This window comes from Prevotella pectinovora, from assembly GCF_000834015.1.
Classification (GTDB): Bacteria; Bacteroidota; Bacteroidia; order Bacteroidales; family Bacteroidaceae; genus Prevotella; species Prevotella pectinovora.
In genome coordinates this window covers 111,868-131,134 of record NZ_JXQI01000021.1, presented here as the reverse complement: position 1 = coordinate 131,134, position 19,267 = coordinate 111,868, and the positions used below count along the sequence as shown (strand labels likewise).

Genomic DNA, 19,267 nt, shown 5'->3' with positions numbered 1-19,267 from the left:
ATTAATATTAAAAAATTAAACTATACTTTGATTTCTACTTCTACACCGCTTGGCAACTCAAGCTTCATCAGGGCGTCAACGGTCTTTGCTGTTGAGCTGTAGATGTCGATAAGACGCTTGTAATCGCTGAGCTGGAACTGCTCACGAGACTTCTTGTTAACGAAAGTAGAGCGGTTAACGGTAAAAATACGCTTGTGTGTAGGCAATGGAATAGGACCGCTAACGATGGCACCTGTAGCCTTTACTGCCTTCACGATCTTCTCTGCTGACTTGTCAACCAACTTGTGGTCGTAAGACTTCAGCTTGATTCTGATTTTCTGACTCATTTTTAATTTTGAAATTAATAATATAAGAAATAAAGAGAGAGGCACGTCAATTAAGAGTCATACGCTAAATGGCGTCCTCTCTCTCTAATATGTGTTTTTTACAGGAGGTCTGTACGACCCTTAACTTCCTCGAGCACTGCCTTGGCGATAGTGTTAGAGAGAGCTGCATGATGGTCATACTCCATAGAGCTTGTAGCACGACCTGAAGTGATTGTACGGAGAGCTGTTACATAACCGAACATCTCTGCCAGCGGAACCATAGCGCGAACGATACGGGCACCAGAACGAGTCTCGTCCATTCCCTCTACCTGTCCACGGCGCTTGTTCAAGTCACCGATCACGTCACCCATGTTCTCCTCTGGAGTAACAACCTCGAGCTTCATGATAGGCTCCATAAGAACTGGACCTGCCTTAGCGCAAGCGTTCTTGTAAGCCTGGAGAGCAGCGATTTCGAATGAAAGCTGGTCGGAGTCAACCGGGTGGAATGAACCATCCACGAGAACTACCTTCAAGCTGTCCATAGGATAGCCACCGAGAACACCGTTCTTCATTGCGTTCTCAAATCCCTTCTGTACTGATGGGATGAACTCCTTAGGAATGTTACCACCCTTAACCTCGTTGATGAACTGGAGTCCGCCCTCCTTGTAGTCCTCGTCGATAGGACCAACGTTTACGATGATGTCAGCGAACTTACCACGACCACCAGACTGCTTCTTGTAAACCTCACGGAGGTTAACGGTCTTGGTGATAGCCTCCTTGTAGTTAACCTGAGGCTTACCCTGGTTACATTCAACCTTGAACTCTCTCTTCAGACGGTCGAGGATGATGTCGAGGTGAAGCTCACCCATACCAGAGATAACAGTCTGACCGCTCTGCTCGTCAGTGTGTACTGTGAAGGTTGGGTCCTCCTCAGCGAGCTTGGCGAGACCGATACCGAGCTTGTCAACGTCAGCCTGGCTCTTTGGCTCAACAGCGATACCGATCACTGGATCAGGGAATGTCATTGACTCGAGTACGATTGGGTGCTCCTCGTCGCAGAGAGTATCACCAGTACGGATATCCTTGAAACCTACACCTGCACCGATGTCACCAGCGTCGATAATCTCCATAGGAATCTGCTTAGCAGAGTTCATCTGGAACAGACGGCTAACGCGCTCCTTCTTGCGTGAGCGGGTGTTGTATACATAAGAACCAGCAACCACCTTACCAGAGTATACGCGGAAGAACACGAGACGACCAACGTATGGGTCAGTAGCGATCTTGAACGCAAGAGCTGATGTAGGCTCATCCTCAGATGGCTTACGGTCTTCCTCTGCACCTGTATCAGGGTTAGTACCCACGATGTTCGGTGTATCGAGTGGTGATGGCAAGAATGCGCAAACATAGTCAAGAAGAGTCTGAACACCCTTGTTCTTGAATGAAGAACCACAGAGAACCGGTGTGCACTCCATTGCGAGAGTACCCTTGCGGAGAGCTGCCATGAGTTCCTCTTCTGTTATAGAATCAGGATCCTCGAAGTACTTCTCCATGAGAGCCTCGTCGAATTCGGCAGCAGACTCAACCAGCTTGCCTCTCCATTCCTCAGCCTCGTCCTTGAGGTCAGCAGGAATTTCGTCTACCTCATACTCAGCACCCATTGTCTCATCGTGCCAGAAGATAGCCTTCATCTTGATAAGGTCGATCAAGCCCTTGAAAGTCTCCTCGCTACCGATAGGCACTACGAGAGAAACAGGGTTGGCACCCAGCACTTCCTTCATCTGACGGAGTACGTCGAAGTAGTCAGCACCTGAGCGGTCCATCTTGTTCACGTAACCCAGACGAGGTACATTATACTTGTCAGCCTGACGCCATACGGTCTCAGACTGTGGCTGAACACCACCTACTGCACAGTAAGTAGCAACAGCGCCATCGAGTACACGGAGTGAACGCTCCACCTCAGCGGTGAAGTCAACGTGTCCCGGAGTATCGATCAAGTTGATCTTGTATGACTTGCCTGCATAGTTCCAGTTACAGGTAGTAGCAGCAGAGGTAATGGTGATACCACGCTCCTGCTCCTGTGCCATCCAGTCCATTGTAGCGGCACCGTCATGCACCTCACCAATCTTATGAGTCTTACCTGTATAGAACAGGATACGCTCAGAAGTTGTTGTCTTACCGGCATCGATGTGAGCCATAATACCGATATTGCGGGTCAAATGTAAATCTTGCTTTGCCATGATTCTTTTTTACCTTATCAAAAAATTAAAATCTGAAGTGAGCGAACGCACGGTTAGCCTCAGCCATACGGTGCATGTCCTCCTTACGCTTGAAGGCACCACCCTGGTTGTTGAAAGCATCCATGATCTCTGCAGCCAGCTTGTCAGCCATTGACTTTCCGCCGCGTTTGCGAGCGAAAGCGATCATGTTCTTCATAGAGATGCTCTCCTTGCGGTCTGGGCGAATCTCTGTAGGCACCTGGAAGGTAGCACCACCGATACGACGGCTCTTAACCTCCACCTGTGGAGTGATATTGTCGAGAGCAGTCTTCCAAATCTCAAGGGCAGACTTCTCCTCATTTGACATCTTCTCCTTTACGGTATCCAATGCTTTGTAGAAAATTTCGTATGAGGTGTTTTTCTTTCCGTCATACATCAAGTGGTTCACGAACTTAGAGACCTTCTGGTCGTTGAAAACTGGATCCGGAAGGATCACGCGTTTCTTTGGTTTTGCTTTTCTCATTTCTTGTTTTGAAAATAAATTCTGCTTGGGGCTGTCAATGTTCTTCAGTGCTCTCTCTTGAGCCGCTTACTCAACCTGTTATAACAATTCTCCAGCAAAACGATTAAAATGTTAGATTTTAAACCTCTCGGTTATGATTACTTCTGCTTTGGACGCTTAGCACCATACTTAGAGCGACGCTGTGTACGGTTAGCTACACCTGCGGTATCAAGAGTACCACGAACGATGTGATAACGCACACCAGGAAGGTCCTTAACACGACCACCGCGAACAAGCACGATTGAGTGCTCCTGCAAGTTGTGTCCCTCTCCTGGAATGTAAGAGTTCACCTCTTTCTGGTTTGTCAAACGAACACGGGCAACCTTTCTCATTGCCGAATTAGGCTTCTTAGGGGTTGTGGTGTAGACACGGACGCAGACTCCACGACGCTGAGGACATGAGTCCAAAGCTGGAGACTTGCTCTTGTCAACAAGCACCCTTCTGCCTTTTCTTACCAATTGCTGAATTGTAGGCATTGTTTTTAATTTTTAATTTTATATTTATTATTTTGTTATTATCAAGATATTACAATACGGTCTCAGCCATAAGACCAATTTGGGTTGCAAAGGTAGGAACTTTTTTTTATATTACCTAATAAATGGAGTCTTACTACTTTTCTTACACTCATAATTTTACACGATATATACTTTATTAACGTTTTGTAACGCAAAACAAGAACAAAACCATGACTTAAGGCACACAATATAACAAGCTGAATAAGAAGAAATTAAAAAACATCTACGTCCTGCCGACAGATACACGTCACACATATACACCTTAGCCGCCATCAAAGGCGAAACGGAAAAGGCACAGACAAAAGCTGATAGTCAGAACGTCTCAAGAAAAAGTTCAGACTATATTGCATTTTCAGCGACCACCGATGATATGGCTTCAAAAAAATAGGTACAACACCCAGGCAAACACTTCAGAAAGTTTTTTTCCCGCTCCTATATATATAATAAGGTGTAAAAATTTTGTTTATTTCCGACTATTGCGTATATTTGCAGAAACCAACAGCAAGCTGATGAGGAAAGCACTTCTATCAATACCCAAGAAATTCTGGCTACTGACATTTGTAATTGTCTGTATCCTGACAGCATGCAGCAAGAAAGACGAGAAGGCTCACTGCATCATGCCTGCCGGCACCACTCTTGAAGAGGGCGACATAGTGCTGCGCAAAGGAACAGGACTCACCAGCCGCGCCGTGAGAATAGCCGACGGCGGGTCAGACTTCTCCCACTGCGGCATCATCGTTGACTCATGCGGCAGGAAGATGGTGGTACATGCCGTACCCGACGAACCGGACTTCGAGGGCGACGTTGACAGGGTAAAGATGGAGCGGCCTGAGGATTTCTTCTCCACCATCAGGGCATCAAAAGGATGCGTGCTGAGATACCGAGACAGGGAAACGGCAGAGAAGAGCGCCCGCCTTGCCTACGGGATATACAAACGGGGCACGCTCTTCGACGACGACTACAACGACAGCGACACCACGAAGATGTATTGCAGCCAGCTCGTGGCACATGTATACCAGAAATGCGGCATCGACATCACCAACGGCATACGCCACGACGCGATACTGCCGGGAGTGAAATTCAGCCACGTCATCTACCCCTCCGACTTTCTCAGATGCCGCAGGCTGAAGAGAATCGTCACATTCCAGGACACACAATGACGGCACCGGCAAAAGGAACAAACGATGACGACATCCACAAAAGAGCGAGTGACGACATTCTCAAAAGAGAACAAGTTACAACAGCATCAAAGGAACGAACGATGACAACACTATTTATTTAAATAACATTATTAACTAAACCCAACTACAATTATGAAAAAGCTAATGACAATTTTAGGTGTCCTTATCCTGACACTCGTGATGACATCATGCAACAGCAACACTCCTACCAAGGTTGCCGAGAAGTCAATTGCCTGCATCCAGAAGGGCGACTACGAGGGATATGTGGACCTCATCTATCAGAAGAAGGAAGAGGGCAAGGACAAGAAGGAGATTGAGGACGAGAAGCAGATGCTCGTAGCCATGATGAAGGACAAGGCAACGAAGAAATTTGAGAAGCAGGACGGCATCAAGTCATACGAAGCTCTGAGCGAGGAGATCTCAGAGGACGGCAAGACTGCCATAGTAAAGATGAAGATAGTGATGGGCGACGGCTCCGAGACCACCGACGACATCAAGCTCCGCAAGGATGAGGACGGCAACTGGAAGTTGGATATCGGCAAATAACCGCCAGCCTTGCTGACAAACAAACAAAAAGACGGATGCGCATCGAGTATCATCTCTACTGCGCATCCGTCATTATTTTTTCCGCGATGCCATCCATCCGCCATCAACGGGGATTGCCGCATCCGTAATTAGCCTATAGATCAAGCCTCGCCCTTGTTTACGTTGAATGGAGCGATGGTCTTGCCTTCCTGACCAGGAAGCTGTATCTTGCCGAACTCGTGCTCATACTTAGCCACGTTCTCCTGAAGAGCCATGAGCAGACGCTTGGCGTGCTCCGGAGCGAGAATCACACGGCTGTTGATGACTGCCTTTGGAAGACCTGGCAATACGCGAGCGAAGTCTGCGATGAATTCTGAACGAGAGTGGGTGATGAGTGCGAAGTTTGCATATTCACCCTGAGCAACATTCTGAGGAAGTTCGAGCTGGAACTGTCCCTCCTGTTTTTCTTTATTTTCCATAAATTTAAAATTTAAGTCTTTGATATTGTTTCAAAATAAGGCAATAATGGTTGGCCGCAATGTTTACGCCATCCGTCTTGTCTGTAATCACTGATGTGGTCTCACCGAGAATCGAACTCGGATCTAATCTTTAGGAGAGACTTGTTCTATCCATTGAACTATGAGACCCCTATGCACCTCTGCGCACATCGGTTTTTTGTAACGATTGCAAAGGTAACATTTTTTTTTGTTTATCTCGCATTTTACGGATAAAAAATGGCATCAACCTTTCAACATCTCACTGAGGGCGTTGGCGAGCTGGTCCGGACAACTTGTGTTCTTGAAACCGCAAGTCACACCACGCAGCTTCTCCACCACCTTTTCCGCCGGCATTCCCTCCACGAGTTTTCCGATGCCTTTCAGGTTTCCGTTGCAGCCACCAGTAAACGACACGTTGTTGATGGTATTGTCGTCGTTGAGCTCGATGTGTATTGCCTGACTGCAGGTGCCCTGAGTCATATAATCATAAATCTTCATAATGTTTTCGTTGTTTATATTACATAATATTATTGTCTGAACCCACGGTCTCCCCATATCGGCAGACCTAACCGATGCGGTGGTATGTGTCGATTACATTCTGTCCATACACCTCTCTGCCTGTGAATCGGAGTTCTTCTCCGGCCAGCATCGGAGCCGCCGTACCGCCGTCCACCACTACCGGTGCCGTCTCCACCCTTATCTCGTCAAACAGTCCGGCACGCAGGAAGCCCTTCAGCGTCTCCGCTCCACCTTCCACCATCAGCGACTGCACTCCTTGTCCATGCAGCCAACCGGCTATCTGTCCGGGCACGGTGTCGCCGTTGTCAAAGCAGAGACCATCGAAACACGGATGCTCCCGGTCTATCACGATGCGCTTAGGGTCATTGCCAGCCCATAGGCGCACATTGAGTTTCGGCTTGTCTCTCTCCGCCGTCACTCGTCCGACGAGTATTGCGTCGTATTCGCTCCTCAGCTTATGCACGAGCATCTGCGTGTATGGAGTAGACATGCGCAGCGGTTTATTACAGTCGTCGAGGAAACCGTTTGCCGTCTGACACCATTTCAGCAGTATATACGGGCGTTTGAGTCTATGGAATGCGAAGAAGCGCTTGTTCAGTTCGTTGCATTCCTCCTCAAGCACTCCCACAGTGACTTCGATGCCAGCCTCACGCAGTTTTCTGATTCCGTTGCCATGCACTTTGGCAAAGGGGTCAACACAGCCCACTACCGCCCTCTTCACCCCCTTCCGGATGATGAGGTCGGCACATGGCGGTGTCTTGCCGTAGTGAGAACAGGGTTCGAGGCTGACATATATCGTAGCCTCTTTCAGCAGATGTTCGTCTGCCGCCTTCACCGAAGCGAAGGCGTTCACCTCGGCATGGCCTTCTCCGCAGCACACGTGGTATCCCTCACCGATAATCCTGCCGCCGCTCACTATCACGGCACCCACCATAGGGTTTGGCTTGGCGTTCTGCATCCCGTTCTTTGCCAGTTGCAGACAGCGCATCATATATCTTTCATCTGTGGTCATAATCCTGAGAGTTTTATCCCCAAACGGCAATATGACCGATTGGGAGGAGTAATCAAAAGACGGGCGTTTGTTCCTTTCCGCCAAACGCCCGTCCTTATTAGTCATTCAATAGAGGTCTAATCAATAAAACATAGCAGAGAGTCCCGCTTTTCCGTAGCGATCGTCATCATCGTTATAGATGTTGTCGAGTTCAAACTCTTCCTCATTGTAGCACTTAGGTGTACGCTTCATAGTTATTCCTCCTATTGCCGCCTGTCTCATCCGGCGGCGGTTAATTCCACATCGGCGCTGAGACATCACCGTTATATCGGTTGATGAGGGAAACCTGTCCTGCCCCATTATAAGGAAAGGTACAGGTCACCCCTGCATTTATGCTTATCCCACCTGGCTGCCCGGCTTCACCTCGCGGTCAATGCGTGTCACGCTAAGGCTGCCGTCGAAGTTCTCTGCGCTGAGAATCATTCCCTGGCTCTCGATACCCATCAGTTTGCGTGGGGCGAAGTTTGCGATAAAACAAACCTGCTTGCCTACGAGTTCTTCCGGATTATAGAACTTGGCTATTCCGCTGACGATGGTGCGGTCGGTGCCCGAACCGTCGTCGATGGTGAACTTGAGGAGCTTGTTTGCCTTCTTCACCTTCTCACAGGTCTTTATCGTTCCCACACGGATGTCGAGCTTTTCGAAATCCTCGAAGCTCACCGTAGGTTTGATTTCCTTTGCCTTGTATTCAGCAGCCTCGTTCTGCTTCTTTATCTCAGCCAGTTTGTCGAGCTGATGCTGTATCGTCTCGTCCTCTATCTTCTCGAAGAGCAGTTCCGGTTCGTTGAGCTGATGACCAGCCTTCAGCAGGTCGGTAGAACCGAGCTGGTTCCAGTCGCAGCCATCGATGTTTATCATCTTGCGGAGCTTGGCGCTGCTGAACGGCAAGAACGGTTCGAACGCAATGGCGAGGTTTGCCACGAGCTGCAGCGAGATATACAGGATTGTCTCCACACGCTTCGGATCGGTCTTCCACACCTTCCACGGTTCGCAATCGGCGATATACTTGTTTCCTATACGCGCCAGATTCATTGCCTCCTTCTGTGCATCACGGAACTTGAACACGTTGAGCAGGTCTTCCACCTTCTTCTTCACGTCCTTGAATTCCTCAAGCGTCTGCTTGTCGTAGTCTGTCAGTTCTCCACACTCCGGCACCACGCCGTTCCAGTATTTCTTGGTGAGCTGCAGCGCACGGTTCACGAAGTTTCCATATATACCCACGAGTTCGCTGTTGTTGCGCTCCTGGAAGTCCTTCCAGGTGAAGTTGTTGTCCTTTGTCTCAGGAGCGTTCGCCGTGAGCACATATCTCAGCACATCCTGCTTTCCCGGGAAGTCCACGAGATATTCATGCAGCCAGATAGCCCAGTTGCGGGAAGTGGAAATCTTGTCGTTCTCCAGATTGAGGAACTCGTTTGCCGGCACGTTGTCCGGCAGTATATAATCTCCGTGAGCCTTGAGCATCGTCGGGAACACGATGCAGTGGAACACGATATTGTCTTTACCGATGAAGTGTACTAGTCTCGATGTAGGGTCCTGCCACCATTTCTGCCATGTTCCCCAAGTCTCGGGATTGGCGTCGCAGAGTTCCTTAGTGTTCGAGATATATCCGATAGGGGCATCAAACCACACATAGAGCACCTTGCCGTCAGCTCCCTCCACCGGCACCGGGATACCCCAGTCCAGGTCGCGGGTCATTGCACGTGGCTGCAGATCCATGTCGAGCCATGACTTGCACTGTCCGTACACGTTCGGTCGCCATTCCTTGTGTCCCTCCAATATCCACTTCTTCAGCCAGTCCTGCCATTTGCCGAGCGGCAGATACCAGTTCTTGGTAGGCTTCTTCACCAGGCCGTGGCCAGGGTTGTTCTTGTTGGTTGGGTTGATAAGCTCGTCTGGCGAGAGGGTGGCTCCACATTTCTCACACTGGTCGCCATAGGCTCCCTCTGCTCCGCATCTTGGACAGGTGCCCACGATGTTGCGGTCGGTGAGGAACTCTCCTGTCACCTCGTCGCAGAACTGGTTTTCGGTCTTCTCCTCCAGCTCGCCCTTGTCGTAGAGTGTGCGGAAGAAGTCTGATGCGAACTTATGATGTATAGCCGATGTCGTGCGGCTGTAGATGTCGAACGAAATGCCGAAGTCTTCAAACGACTTCTTGATGAGCGAGTGGTAGCGGTCTACCACCTCCTGAGTAGTGATGCCTTCCTTGCGTGCACGGATAGTGACAGGCACTCCATGCTCGTCGCTACCGCCGATGAACATCACTTCCTGTTTCTTCAGTCTCAGATAGCGCACATAGATGTCTGCCGGCACATACACTCCGGCGAGGTGGCCGATATGCACTCCGCCATTGGCGTATGGCAGGGCGGCGGTCACGGTGGTGCGCTTAAAATTCTTCTCTTCCATATATATAATAATGTATTATCTTATATTTATATAATGTGTATCACAAGTTTTCAACTGCAAAGTTAGTGTTTTTTTCGAATTTCACGTTAAATATCGGCGATTAAGTTTGTAGGTCAATGCGTTAAACGATAATTTTGCAATTCTAACACTTATGAGATGAGATACAATGACTTGTGGCGAGAACTCGCCGCCATATATGGCGAGAACGAGGCGAAGGCTGTATGCCGCACCGTTCTCGACGACCTTTTCGGCATGTCGCTCACGGATATCGTGTGTGGCGGTGTGGAGAGTCTGTCTTCTGCCGACACACAGGTGCTCTCCTGCGCCATGACAAGGCTGAAGGAGGGAGAACCCGTGCAGTATGTCACCGGCAAGGCACCGTTTGCCGGCCGCATCTTCGGTGTGGCGCCGGGAGTGCTCATCCCACGTCCCGAGACGGAGCAGCTCTGCGACATCGTTGCCGGCCTCACCGCCGCCCTGCCCCACCCTGCCATCCTCGACATCGGCACGGGCAGCGGTTGCATAGCCTGCACTTTGGCATTGGACGATGAGAGTCGGGAGGTGTCGGCATGGGATATCTCCGACAAGGCTCTCGGCATAGCCCGGGATAATGCGGAAAGGCTCGGAGCAAGGGTGAATTTTGTGAAACAGGATGCCCTGAACGCTCCCCACGACACCGACAGGTGGGACGCCATAGTGAGCAACCCTCCGTATATCTGCGGCAGGGAGAGGAGCGGCATGCACTCCAACGTGTTGGACCACGAGCCTCATCTGGCGCTTTTCGTCCCCGACGACGACCCGCTGCTCTTCTATCGTGCCATCGCCGGCTACGGATGTCATGCGCTGCGCCCCGGGGGATGGCTTTGCTTCGAGATCAACGCCCTCTATGCCAACGAGATGGAGACAATGCTCGGCGATATGGGATATCGGGACATCAAGACGATAAAGGACATCTACGGCAAGAACAGGAACACTATATGCAGAAAATGATGAAGGGGAAGAAGGAAATTACGGAAAAGGAGGCCCTCAACAAGCTCGCCGCACTGTGTTCACGTGCGGAACACTGCTCGTTTGAGATGCGGCGCAAGATGACGCTATGGGGACTGGCTGAGGATGCCCAGAACCGTGTGGTGGATGCTCTTACGGAGGGCAGGTATATCGACGACGAGCGTTATGCCCGAGCTTTTGCCAACGACAAGGTGAGATACGACAAATGGGGGCGCCACAAGGTGGACCAGGCTCTCTATATGAAGCATATCAGCGAGGATATCCGCCGGCGGGTTATCGACGAGATTGAGGAAACGAGTTTCACCGACTCGCTGCGCCCTCTGCTGAAGGCAAAGATGAAGAGCGTGAAGGCGAAGAGCGACTACGAACTGAGTTGCAAGCTTATCCGCTATGCCCTCGGCAGAGGTTACGACATGGAGGAAATACGCAACTGCCTGGGAGAATTATACCGGGAGGAAGAAGTGGCTGAGGATGATTTTTAGAGTGAAACCATAAAAAGACTCAGCCGGTTTCTCACGAATACGGCTGAGCTCGATGTGAGCAATTGCCCAACATACCAACATTATTCAATCAACATTTATTCATCTAATTATAAGAAACATTTATTCTATTCATTTAATTCTGCCATGAAGGATTGAAGCGAACTTAATCTCGACCATATTGTTTGTCGAAAAAACGTTGGCTTAAAACCATACCAAATATTTGTCTATCATTCCATACATCCAAATGCCTGTTCATCCTCACAGAATGAACGCTATCACATAAGCAGCATTGTCTTGTTTGCAAATTAAGGAAAAATATTTCATATTGGCAAATATTTTACTGTTTTTATTACGTTTTTAAACAAAATGACATGTTATAGTGAAAATTAGCATCTATAAATGTCGTAGCTTTTAGATTCGTTAACCCAAATCAAAATCCAAGCAGGCAGTTATTAGAATTATATATTAAACGGCCTAATGACCGATGGGGGGGTAACGATAATCAAGCACAAAATATACACATAAGAATGTTTTTTCCGCGAAAAAGTATCATAGTATCATTTTATGGTCTCACAGAACGGCTAAAATCCTGCAAGCCAACGAGTAACGCCAATGATACTTTTCCGAACTCTTTACAGAAAAGTATCATTGATGTATCATCGAAATATCATACCGTTTTATGTTGTTTTAACCCCAATCGGTCATTAGGGCCATCCTGACCTTCCTAATGGGAAAGGACAAGTTACTCTGCATATTGCCATCAGCCCCCACCTATCCTCCCCCGTAGGGGAGGGAATGGTTACTCTTGACAACCTTATTACCAGTGGGTTATCCATAATTTTGCAACTTGACCACCAATGGTCATCAGTATTCGGAGTAAACTGCATCACCAGTTTATGGCAGAAACGGAGTAAACTGCACCACCAGTCTATGGCAGAAACGGAATAAACTGCATCACCAGTTTATGGCAGAAACAGAGTAAACTGCACCACCAGTCTATGACAGAAACGGAATAAACTGCATCACCAGTCTATGACAGAAACGGAGTAACCTGCACCACCAGTCTATGACAGAAACGGAGTAAACTGCATCACCAGTCTATGACAGAAACGGAGTAACCTGCACCACCAGTTTATGGCAGAAACGGAGTAACCTGCATCACCAGTTTATGGCAGAAACGGAGTAACCTGCACCACCAGTCTATGACAGAAACGGAGTAAACTGCACCACCAGTCTATGACAGAAACGGAGTAACCTGCATCTCCCCTTCGGGGGAGAACGAGAGGGGGCTGAAGTCAGAGGCAGAGTAATCTGTTACTTCCCTTTGGGAAGGTTAGTTTGTAACCAAGAGCGTATGGGTTACAGATAAAACACCCTAAACCCATTTGTCATTCCGTGATGTCGCTGTATCCCCAGCCTATGGTTGATGGACAGCAGTCTATGATCCTGTCAGAGAGTACAAAATCTGCCCAACTGGGGCAACGTGCTTGCCCATGTTGGGCAACGTGCTTGCCCCACTTGGGCACGCTGCTTGCCCCACTTGGGCAGAAAATGCGCCAGGCGGCTGCCCAATAAGTTAATGTTGTAACATCCATACTTCTGTTTTCTGGATTCTGCCAACACATGCAATTCCTGCCATCTGATACTTCCTCTCATCTGCAAACCATCCAGACAATCGAAAACAACCATCAGGTCGCTAACCATTTGTATATCAAAGCATTACAGCAAAAACCTGACAATCTGACAATTTTGATCGTTTTTTTGGTCACAAACCTCTATCAGGCAATAATGGAGACTTTGACGTATCAAAGATTACCATCAATACAGACGTTCTCCATGAGAACTATTGTCCGCCGAGACGGCTGAAGAACTCTATTATCTCGTCCCACGTCTTGAACGTGTCGGAACCGAGGGCTATCGTAGTGCCCATGAATCCGGAGCGCTCACATTCCGCCACGGGAGCGATGAGATAGTCGCCATAGAGCAGATTCTCCTGGTTGGTGAAGGTGAGGCGCTGCCATGCCGGCACATTCACCGTGTCGTTGACCCAGCGGCGCACCTCGGCAACATACTCCTCGTCGTAGCTTGGCGACGGGGCTACGACATACATCGCATAGTGGTTGAGCAGAGTCTGGAAACCCTTCATCGCACTTCCTCTCTGGCTGCCCCTGGCATCGCGCAGCGCATCGATGCTCACATAAACGATAGGACGCTCACGACCCTCCTGACGGTCGTCGATCCAGCGCACCACGGGAATGACGGCATGGATGAGCGACTTGTCTATGAGGCGGTGCTCGCCGTGGAAACTTATCGCCTGGCGGTAGTGGGCGGCGAACACGCCATAGGTCTCTGCAGCCACCGTGGTGTCGGCATCGCCGAAGAGTCCGTAGACCCTATCCTGCTCCTCGTCGGTGACTGCCGCGAAGCACTGCCGCGTCACCTCCTTGTATTCCTCCACCATACTCTTGGTGACGATGAACTCCTGCACACCGTCCTGCCTTGGGTTCTGGAAGGTCTGCTTGCCCAGCATCCCATGTTTCGTCATCGTCTCTCCCATCAGGAAAGCCGGGTTCACCAGTATGCGGTCGTAGCCATACAGCATCTCGGTATACATTCCTCCCATCGACGTGCCGATGATGAGGTCGGGCTTCTGTTCCTCGCATTTCTGCCTCAAGAGGTCCATCGCCTCCTGCGGATGCACCGGCAGGTCATACGCCACTACGTCTGCCGACGGCAGCATCTCACGGATGCGCGCCACCGTGCCCGACTGTGCCGACGACATGAATCCGTGGACATACATTATCTTCTTGCCCTTCATTATCGAGGGATACTGCAATACGTATTTGTTTTCCTTTTCCATCTTTTTCCTTGTTTTATATTCGGGTTCCGCATGCTTCCGGCATACATGCCGATGAGCTGCAGGAACGGTTTCTCCGATATGTGCAACGTGGACTCCTGCCCACGGCTTTTTCATCAGGCAAAGGTAGCATAATCCATGCTCAATACAAAACGAAAGACAAATTAATGCACAACGGAAAATGAATTATCCCGAATCGGGGATCATGCCGTTGGGGGGGGGAATTATCAGCAGATGCCATCATATCCACAGCAGACATGAGGCAGCCACAAAAATCTGCAATCGGGTTGTCGTTATCAGGATAATTCATTACCTTTGTTCTTACACTCCGTCAGGCAATGCCCCATTCCTGACAATGAAAAGACAACAAGATGGAGAACGACAAGACAATACAAAGCCCCATAATGAGTCTGCTGCGCCAGAAAGCGCTGCTGCAGACCGAATACGACGAGGAGAAGGAGAACTTCAAACGGCAGATGCAGGCCATGGGACTCCCGCGACGCATCCGCAGAGGCGACGCATGGCATCCCGTGAGGATCGGCAGGAGCTATTACAACTCGCTCAACCAGCTGGCTATCGAGGTGTATCGCACTGCCGACGACGACATAGAACACAATTTCGAATTCGGAAAACCCGTGTGCTTCTTCCATACCGACGAGGCGACGGGCAGCGAGGCGACAGCAGACAAGCTGCCCACCGGCAAGACACAGGCCAAAGGCACGGCAAAGGCTTTCGACCTGATTGCCACAGGAACCGTGAGCTATGCCGACACCGACCGCATGGTGGTGGTGATTCCCGACAAGACAGGACTCGCCGTGACACTGCAGAACACGGAGGATGTGGGTGTGCAGCTATTCTTCGACGAGACCAGCTACAAGCTGATGTTCGAAGCCCTCGACCGCGTGATACGCGCCAAAGGCAACCGGCTGGCATACCTGCGCGACCTGTTCTATTCAAAGCAGAAAGCGCAGACATTCTCGTTCGACGCGATAAAATTCCCATGGCTCAACACGGCACAGGAACTCGCCGTGAACAATGTGTTGAGGGCAAAGGACGTGGCGGTGGTACACGGTCCGCCGGGAACAGGAAAGACCACCACGCTCGTAGAGGCGATATACGAAACGCTGAAGCGGGAGAGCCAGGTGCTGGTGTGCGCACAGAGCAACATGGCAGTAGACTGGATATCCGAAAAGCTCGTAGACCGCGGAGTGGCGGTGCTACGCATCGGAAACCCCACACGAGTGAACGACAAGATGCTCTCCTTCACCTACGAGCGGCGCTTCGAGTCGCATCCCGACTATCCCGAACTATGGAGCATCCGCAAGGCGATACGCCAGCTGCGGCAGAACCGCAAACGAGGGGCTGCCGACAACTGGCACCAGAAGGTGGAACGCCTGAAGAGCCGCGCCACAGAGATAGAATGCCGAATCAACGCCCAGCTCTTCGGCGAGGCGCGTGTGATAGCCTCAACTCTCGTAGGCAGCGCCAACCACGTGTTGTCGGGACAGAAATACACCACACTATTCATCGACGAGGCAGCACAGGCACTTGAGGCTGCATGCTGGATTGCCATGAAGAGGGCGTCGAGAGTGGTGCTCGCCGGCGACCATTGTCAGCTGCCGCCAACGGTGAAGAGCTTCGAGGCGATGCGTGGCGGACTCGCCAAGACGCTGATGGAGCGCATCGTGGAAAAGAAGCCCGAGGTGGTGACGCTGCTGAAAATGCAATACCGCATGAACGAAAGGATAATGCGCTTTTCGAGCGACTGGTTTTATGGCGGAATGGTGGAACCGGCTCCTGAGGTGATACACCGGGGAATACTGGACTACGACGAGCCGATGGTATGGATAGACACCTCCGGCACAGAGGCTTACGAGCAGTTTGTGGGTGAGAGTTTCGGAAGGATAAACAAGCGCGAGGCGCGTCTCACCCTCGACACCCTGCAGACTTATTTCGAGAAGATCGGCAAGGAGCGCATCCTCGAAGAGAGTATCGACGTGGGCATCATCTCGCCATACAGGGCACAGGTGCAGTATCTCAGACAGCTGATAAAGCAGAGCGACTTCTTCCGTCCCTACCGCAAGCTCATCGCGGTGAACACGGTGGACGGATTCCAGGGACAGGAGCGCGACATCGTGTTCATATCTCTCGTGCGCTCCAACCAGGAGGGGCAGATAGGTTTCCTCTCCGACCTGCGGCGCATGAACGTGGCGATAACGCGTGCCAGAATGAAACTCGTAATCATGGGCAATGCCGAGACTCTCGGTCACACGGCGTTCTACAAGAAGCTCTATGCTTATGTCACGGGCGAAGAGGATGCCGGAGAAGAGGATGCCGACAGAGTATGAATCAAGAAAAATGGAGCGGGATGACGAACATCCTGCTCCATTTCATACTTGTATTCGTGTTGTGTGCATCCTTACTTACTGTCTTTTTCCCTTTTATATTCAGTTCTAACTTTATGACCTATAAAAAATTCATTCATTTTCCTATTCCTATATTCTTCGTTCCTTTTTATCGAATCGCATTTGCGTTGTCTCTTTTGTTGTATCTTATCTGTTTTTGATGTCTGTGCTGTCATTATCCTTGTTTGTCAAGGGTCAGACAGTGTTCCGCTCCCGGAACATAGCGAATGATATTTGTGTCATGTTGTATTAACTGATGCAAAAGTAATACATTTTGAAGAAACAAACGAATAAAACTAATAAAATGTTTGCTTTTGTAACGAAAACGATTGCAAAAAGACAACCCAACAAATTGTCTCACCTTATTATATAACCCCCAATCGTCCATCAGGTCGTCTTAATGACAAATCAGGGATAATCAAGATGACGGGCAGACAAGGGAACATGAAAATATTTTTTCAGAATCCCATTGCGCTTTGCGGAATAATTGCTAACTTTGCATTATCACATATATACACAGTGGAACAACGAAACTATTATCAGTGGCAGCGGTCCCTGATTTATATTTATATCAATATCGTTTCCCCTGCCGGCAGTGGTCGGAACACGACGGGAGAAGCATTTTTAATCCACTAAAAATAATTTTTATCATGAAAAACAACGAAGCAATGAATTTCAAGGTTCGCGCCTACGGGCGCACAGAATTGGCGCAGATGTATTGTCCCAACCTGCAACCAGAGTCGGCATTCCGCAAACTATGCCGGTGGATAAGTCTGGAACCGGAACTGTCAAGACGTCTGCTGAAAAACGGCAAGATGCCGCCCGTACGGTCGTTCACACCGGCGGAGGTGAAACTCATCGTGGAGCGTCTCGGTGAACCATGACAGGCGGCACCGGCAGACATTGGTGTCCCCATTCCGCTTTTCTGCATTATTTTCCATCGGCATGATTATTTTCCACCCGTCACGTCGCTGATGTTGGCGGATAATCAGTAACTTTGCCGTATGAACGAGATTTTCCACCCTTTGCACACCGATATAGAGCGCCCCGAGCGCTTCACCTATCCCTTCAACTACACGCCACACCCGCTATGCCTGCTGGCTGCCGGCGAACTGCAACGCTACATTGGCAGCAACGGACAGTGGAGAGACGAAGTGGAGAAAGGAAAGATGTTCGGTGTGCTTGTGGTGACAGACGCCATAGGAGACCTCGGATTCCTTGCCGCATACTCCGGACTGCTGGCAGGCAGGAACGACCTGCCATATTTCGTGCCGTCGGTATATGACAGTCAGCAGCCCGACGGATATTTCAAGACCCACGAGCGCGAGATTTCATCCATCAACCATGAGATAGCACGCATCAAGGAATCTGCGGAATATACCGCTCTGAAAGACAGGACTGCCAAACTGCAGACTGCCGCCGACAACGAGATACAGGCTTTCCGACAGTATATGGCGGAGGCAAAGGAGAGACGCGCAGCCCTGAGAGCATCCGGCCAGTCCCTCTCTGCCCAGCAGCAGGAGCAGATGGTCAGAGAGAGCCAATATCAGAAAGCGGAACTGCGCCGCATCAAGAAGAGATGGGACGAAGCACTCGCCGAACCACGCCGCCAGACGGCAGAACTCGACAACCGCATCGCCACACTGCGACAGGAACGCAAGGAGAAGTCTGACCGTCTGCAGCAATGGCTCTTCGGCCAATATTCCATGCTCAACGCCCGTGGCGAACGCTGCGACCTGACATCAATCTTCGCCGCCACGCCACAGAGGGTGCCGCCATCGGGAGCCGGCGACTGCTGCGCTCCAAAGCTCCTGCAGTATGCCTATCTTCATGGTCTGCATCCTGTGTGCATGGCGGAATTCTGGTGGGGGAAGTCGCCTAAGACCGAGATTCGCCACCACCTGCACTACTACCCTGCCTGCCGCAGCAAATGCAAACCTATCCTCACACACATGCTGCAGGGCCTCAATGTGGACGCCGACCCGCACGACAGCGCCGCAGGGAGCTGCGAAGATCTGCATATAGTTTATGAAGACGAGAGTCTGATAGTGGTTGACAAGCCTGCCGGCATTCTCTCCGTGCCGGGCAACGTGGCACGTGAGTCTGTTGTTGACATTCTGAAGCGGGAGCGTGGCGGCAGCCAGTTTCTGATGCCTGCCCACAGACTCGACATGGCGACCAGCGGACTCCTCGTAGTGGCGAAGTCTGACACCGTGTTGCGCAATCTGCACGAACAGTTCGCATCACGCACGGTGGAGAAACGCTACAGGGCAATACTCGACGGCATCCCCCACGCTCCACGCCAAGGCACAATCCGTCTGCCGCTTGCCGCCGATCCGACAGACCGTCCGCGACAGGTGGTGGACCAGGAGCACGGCAAACCTGCCGAAACCCGCTATGAGATAATCTCCACCGCCGACGGCAAGACGGAGATCCTGCTGTATCCTCTCACCGGAAGGACACATCAACTGCGAGTGCACTGCGCCCATGCCGACGGACTCGCCACGCCGATACTTGGCGACACCCTATACGGCCACCCCACAGGCGGCAGGATGTATCTGCATGCCGAATACGTGTCATTCCATCATCCGCTGACGGGCAAGAGAATGGAACTGGAATCCCGTGGCGGACTCCACCTCTGACTGATGCCGGACAAGAGACATTTTCCTGAGCCAAGGACTTGTCAGAATACAGACGGACTACAAAGGGCAGATTGGGGTTAAATCAATATAATTAATGCC

At 50.5% G+C, this 19,267-nt stretch carries 16 protein-coding genes and 1 tRNA gene; 7 read left to right on the top strand and 10 right to left on the bottom strand.

The genetic code is table 11. The annotated features are described in order from the left end of the window. Nucleotides 1–20 precede the first annotated feature (20 nt). The 4 genes from rpsJ to rpsL all read right to left on the bottom strand — a co-directional run bounded on the left by rpsJ (nucleotide 21) and on the right by rpsL (nucleotide 3,559). On the bottom strand, nucleotides 21–326 hold the full coding sequence (rpsJ, locus tag ST42_RS02580; RefSeq protein ID WP_009228666.1) for a 30S ribosomal protein S10: 306 nt from the start codon (nucleotides 324–326) through the stop codon (nucleotides 21–23). A 98-nt stretch (nucleotides 327–424) separates the two neighbouring features. Then, nucleotides 425–2,542: an elongation factor G gene (gene fusA, locus ST42_RS02575; RefSeq protein ID WP_022315722.1), complete on the bottom strand. Its 2,118-nt coding sequence runs from the start codon at nucleotides 2,540–2,542 to the stop codon at nucleotides 425–427. A 25-nt stretch (nucleotides 2,543–2,567) separates the two neighbouring features. Next, the gene (gene rpsG / locus ST42_RS02570) at nucleotides 2,568–3,044 is read right to left on the bottom strand and encodes a 30S ribosomal protein S7 (protein ID WP_022315721.1); all 477 of its coding nucleotides are present in this window, start codon (nucleotides 3,042–3,044) and stop codon (nucleotides 2,568–2,570) included. A 137-nt stretch (nucleotides 3,045–3,181) separates the two neighbouring features. Then, nucleotides 3,182–3,559 (bottom strand): 30S ribosomal protein S12, encoded by a 378-nt coding sequence (gene rpsL / locus ST42_RS02565; RefSeq protein ID WP_022315720.1) that lies wholly within the window; start codon nucleotides 3,557–3,559, stop codon nucleotides 3,182–3,184. A gap of 548 nt (nucleotides 3,560–4,107) precedes the next feature. Between rpsL and ST42_RS02560 the strand changes: the two genes are divergently transcribed. Both ST42_RS02560 and ST42_RS02555 read left to right on the top strand, forming a co-directional pair. Then, a complete protein-coding gene (locus tag ST42_RS02560) occupies nucleotides 4,108–4,758 on the top strand; it encodes a YiiX/YebB-like N1pC/P60 family cysteine hydrolase (RefSeq protein ID WP_022315719.1) in 651 nt (216 codons plus the stop codon). A 165-nt stretch (nucleotides 4,759–4,923) separates the two neighbouring features. Then, the gene (locus tag ST42_RS02555; RefSeq protein WP_197065801.1) at nucleotides 4,924–5,325 is read left to right on the top strand and encodes a DUF4878 domain-containing protein; all 402 of its coding nucleotides are present in this window, start codon (nucleotides 4,924–4,926) and stop codon (nucleotides 5,323–5,325) included. Nucleotides 5,326–5,465: 140 nt separating this feature from the next. Here the strand turns inward: ST42_RS02555 and ST42_RS02550 are convergent, their stop codons facing one another. The 5 genes from ST42_RS02550 to metG form a co-directional block, all read right to left on the bottom strand. Continuing rightward, complete coding sequence (locus ST42_RS02550; RefSeq protein WP_022315717.1) at nucleotides 5,466–5,783, bottom strand: DUF3467 domain-containing protein; 318 nt, start codon at nucleotides 5,781–5,783, stop codon at nucleotides 5,466–5,468. Between the two features lie 96 nt (nucleotides 5,784–5,879). After that, nucleotides 5,880–5,951 (bottom strand) — tRNA-Arg (locus tag ST42_RS02545). A gap of 93 nt (nucleotides 5,952–6,044) precedes the next feature. Then, nucleotides 6,045–6,299, bottom strand: coding sequence for a TIGR03905 family TSCPD domain-containing protein (locus tag ST42_RS02540; RefSeq protein WP_042519097.1), 255 nt, complete (start codon nucleotides 6,297–6,299; stop codon nucleotides 6,045–6,047). Nucleotides 6,300–6,366: 67 nt separating this feature from the next. Next, nucleotides 6,367–7,332 (bottom strand): bifunctional diaminohydroxyphosphoribosylaminopyrimidine deaminase/5-amino-6-(5-phosphoribosylamino)uracil reductase RibD, encoded by a 966-nt coding sequence (gene ribD, locus ST42_RS02535; protein ID WP_022315715.1) that lies wholly within the window; start codon nucleotides 7,330–7,332, stop codon nucleotides 6,367–6,369. Nucleotides 7,333–7,707: 375 nt separating this feature from the next. Continuing rightward, nucleotides 7,708–9,774, bottom strand: a complete 2,067-nt coding sequence (gene metG / locus ST42_RS02530) for a methionine--tRNA ligase (protein WP_044072136.1) — start codon at nucleotides 9,772–9,774, stop codon at nucleotides 7,708–7,710. A gap of 156 nt (nucleotides 9,775–9,930) precedes the next feature. On the opposite strand from metG, the gene prmC reads away from it, so the two are divergent. Together prmC and ST42_RS02520 are read left to right on the top strand one after the other, a co-directional pair. Beyond that, complete coding sequence (prmC, locus tag ST42_RS02525) at nucleotides 9,931–10,764, top strand: peptide chain release factor N(5)-glutamine methyltransferase (RefSeq protein ID WP_022315712.1); 834 nt, start codon at nucleotides 9,931–9,933, stop codon at nucleotides 10,762–10,764. Continuing rightward, nucleotides 10,761–11,264: a regulatory protein RecX gene (locus ST42_RS02520; protein WP_042519259.1), complete on the top strand. Its 504-nt coding sequence runs from the start codon at nucleotides 10,761–10,763 to the stop codon at nucleotides 11,262–11,264. Before prmC ends, ST42_RS02520 begins: the two co-directional genes overlap by 4 nt. A 1,843-nt stretch (nucleotides 11,265–13,107) precedes the next feature. Here the strand turns inward: ST42_RS02520 and ST42_RS02510 are convergent. Then, nucleotides 13,108–14,124 (bottom strand): YqiA/YcfP family alpha/beta fold hydrolase, encoded by a 1,017-nt coding sequence (locus tag ST42_RS02510; RefSeq protein ID WP_044072183.1) that lies wholly within the window; start codon nucleotides 14,122–14,124, stop codon nucleotides 13,108–13,110. A 368-nt stretch (nucleotides 14,125–14,492) separates the two neighbouring features. Between ST42_RS02510 and ST42_RS02505 the strand changes: the two genes are divergently transcribed. The 3 genes from ST42_RS02505 (at nucleotide 14,493) to ST42_RS02490 (ending at nucleotide 19,168) form a co-directional block, all read left to right on the top strand. After that, on the top strand, nucleotides 14,493–16,469 hold the full coding sequence (locus ST42_RS02505) for an AAA domain-containing protein (RefSeq protein ID WP_044072133.1): 1,977 nt from the start codon (nucleotides 14,493–14,495) through the stop codon (nucleotides 16,467–16,469). A gap of 707 nt (nucleotides 16,470–17,176) precedes the next feature. Then, nucleotides 17,177–17,410, top strand: a complete 234-nt coding sequence (locus ST42_RS02495; RefSeq protein WP_022316725.1) for a DUF4248 domain-containing protein — start codon at nucleotides 17,177–17,179, stop codon at nucleotides 17,408–17,410. Nucleotides 17,411–17,530: 120 nt separating this feature from the next. Beyond that, nucleotides 17,531–19,168 (top strand): RluA family pseudouridine synthase, encoded by a 1,638-nt coding sequence (locus ST42_RS02490; protein ID WP_044072130.1) that lies wholly within the window; start codon nucleotides 17,531–17,533, stop codon nucleotides 19,166–19,168. Nucleotides 19,169–19,267 lie beyond the last annotated feature (99 nt).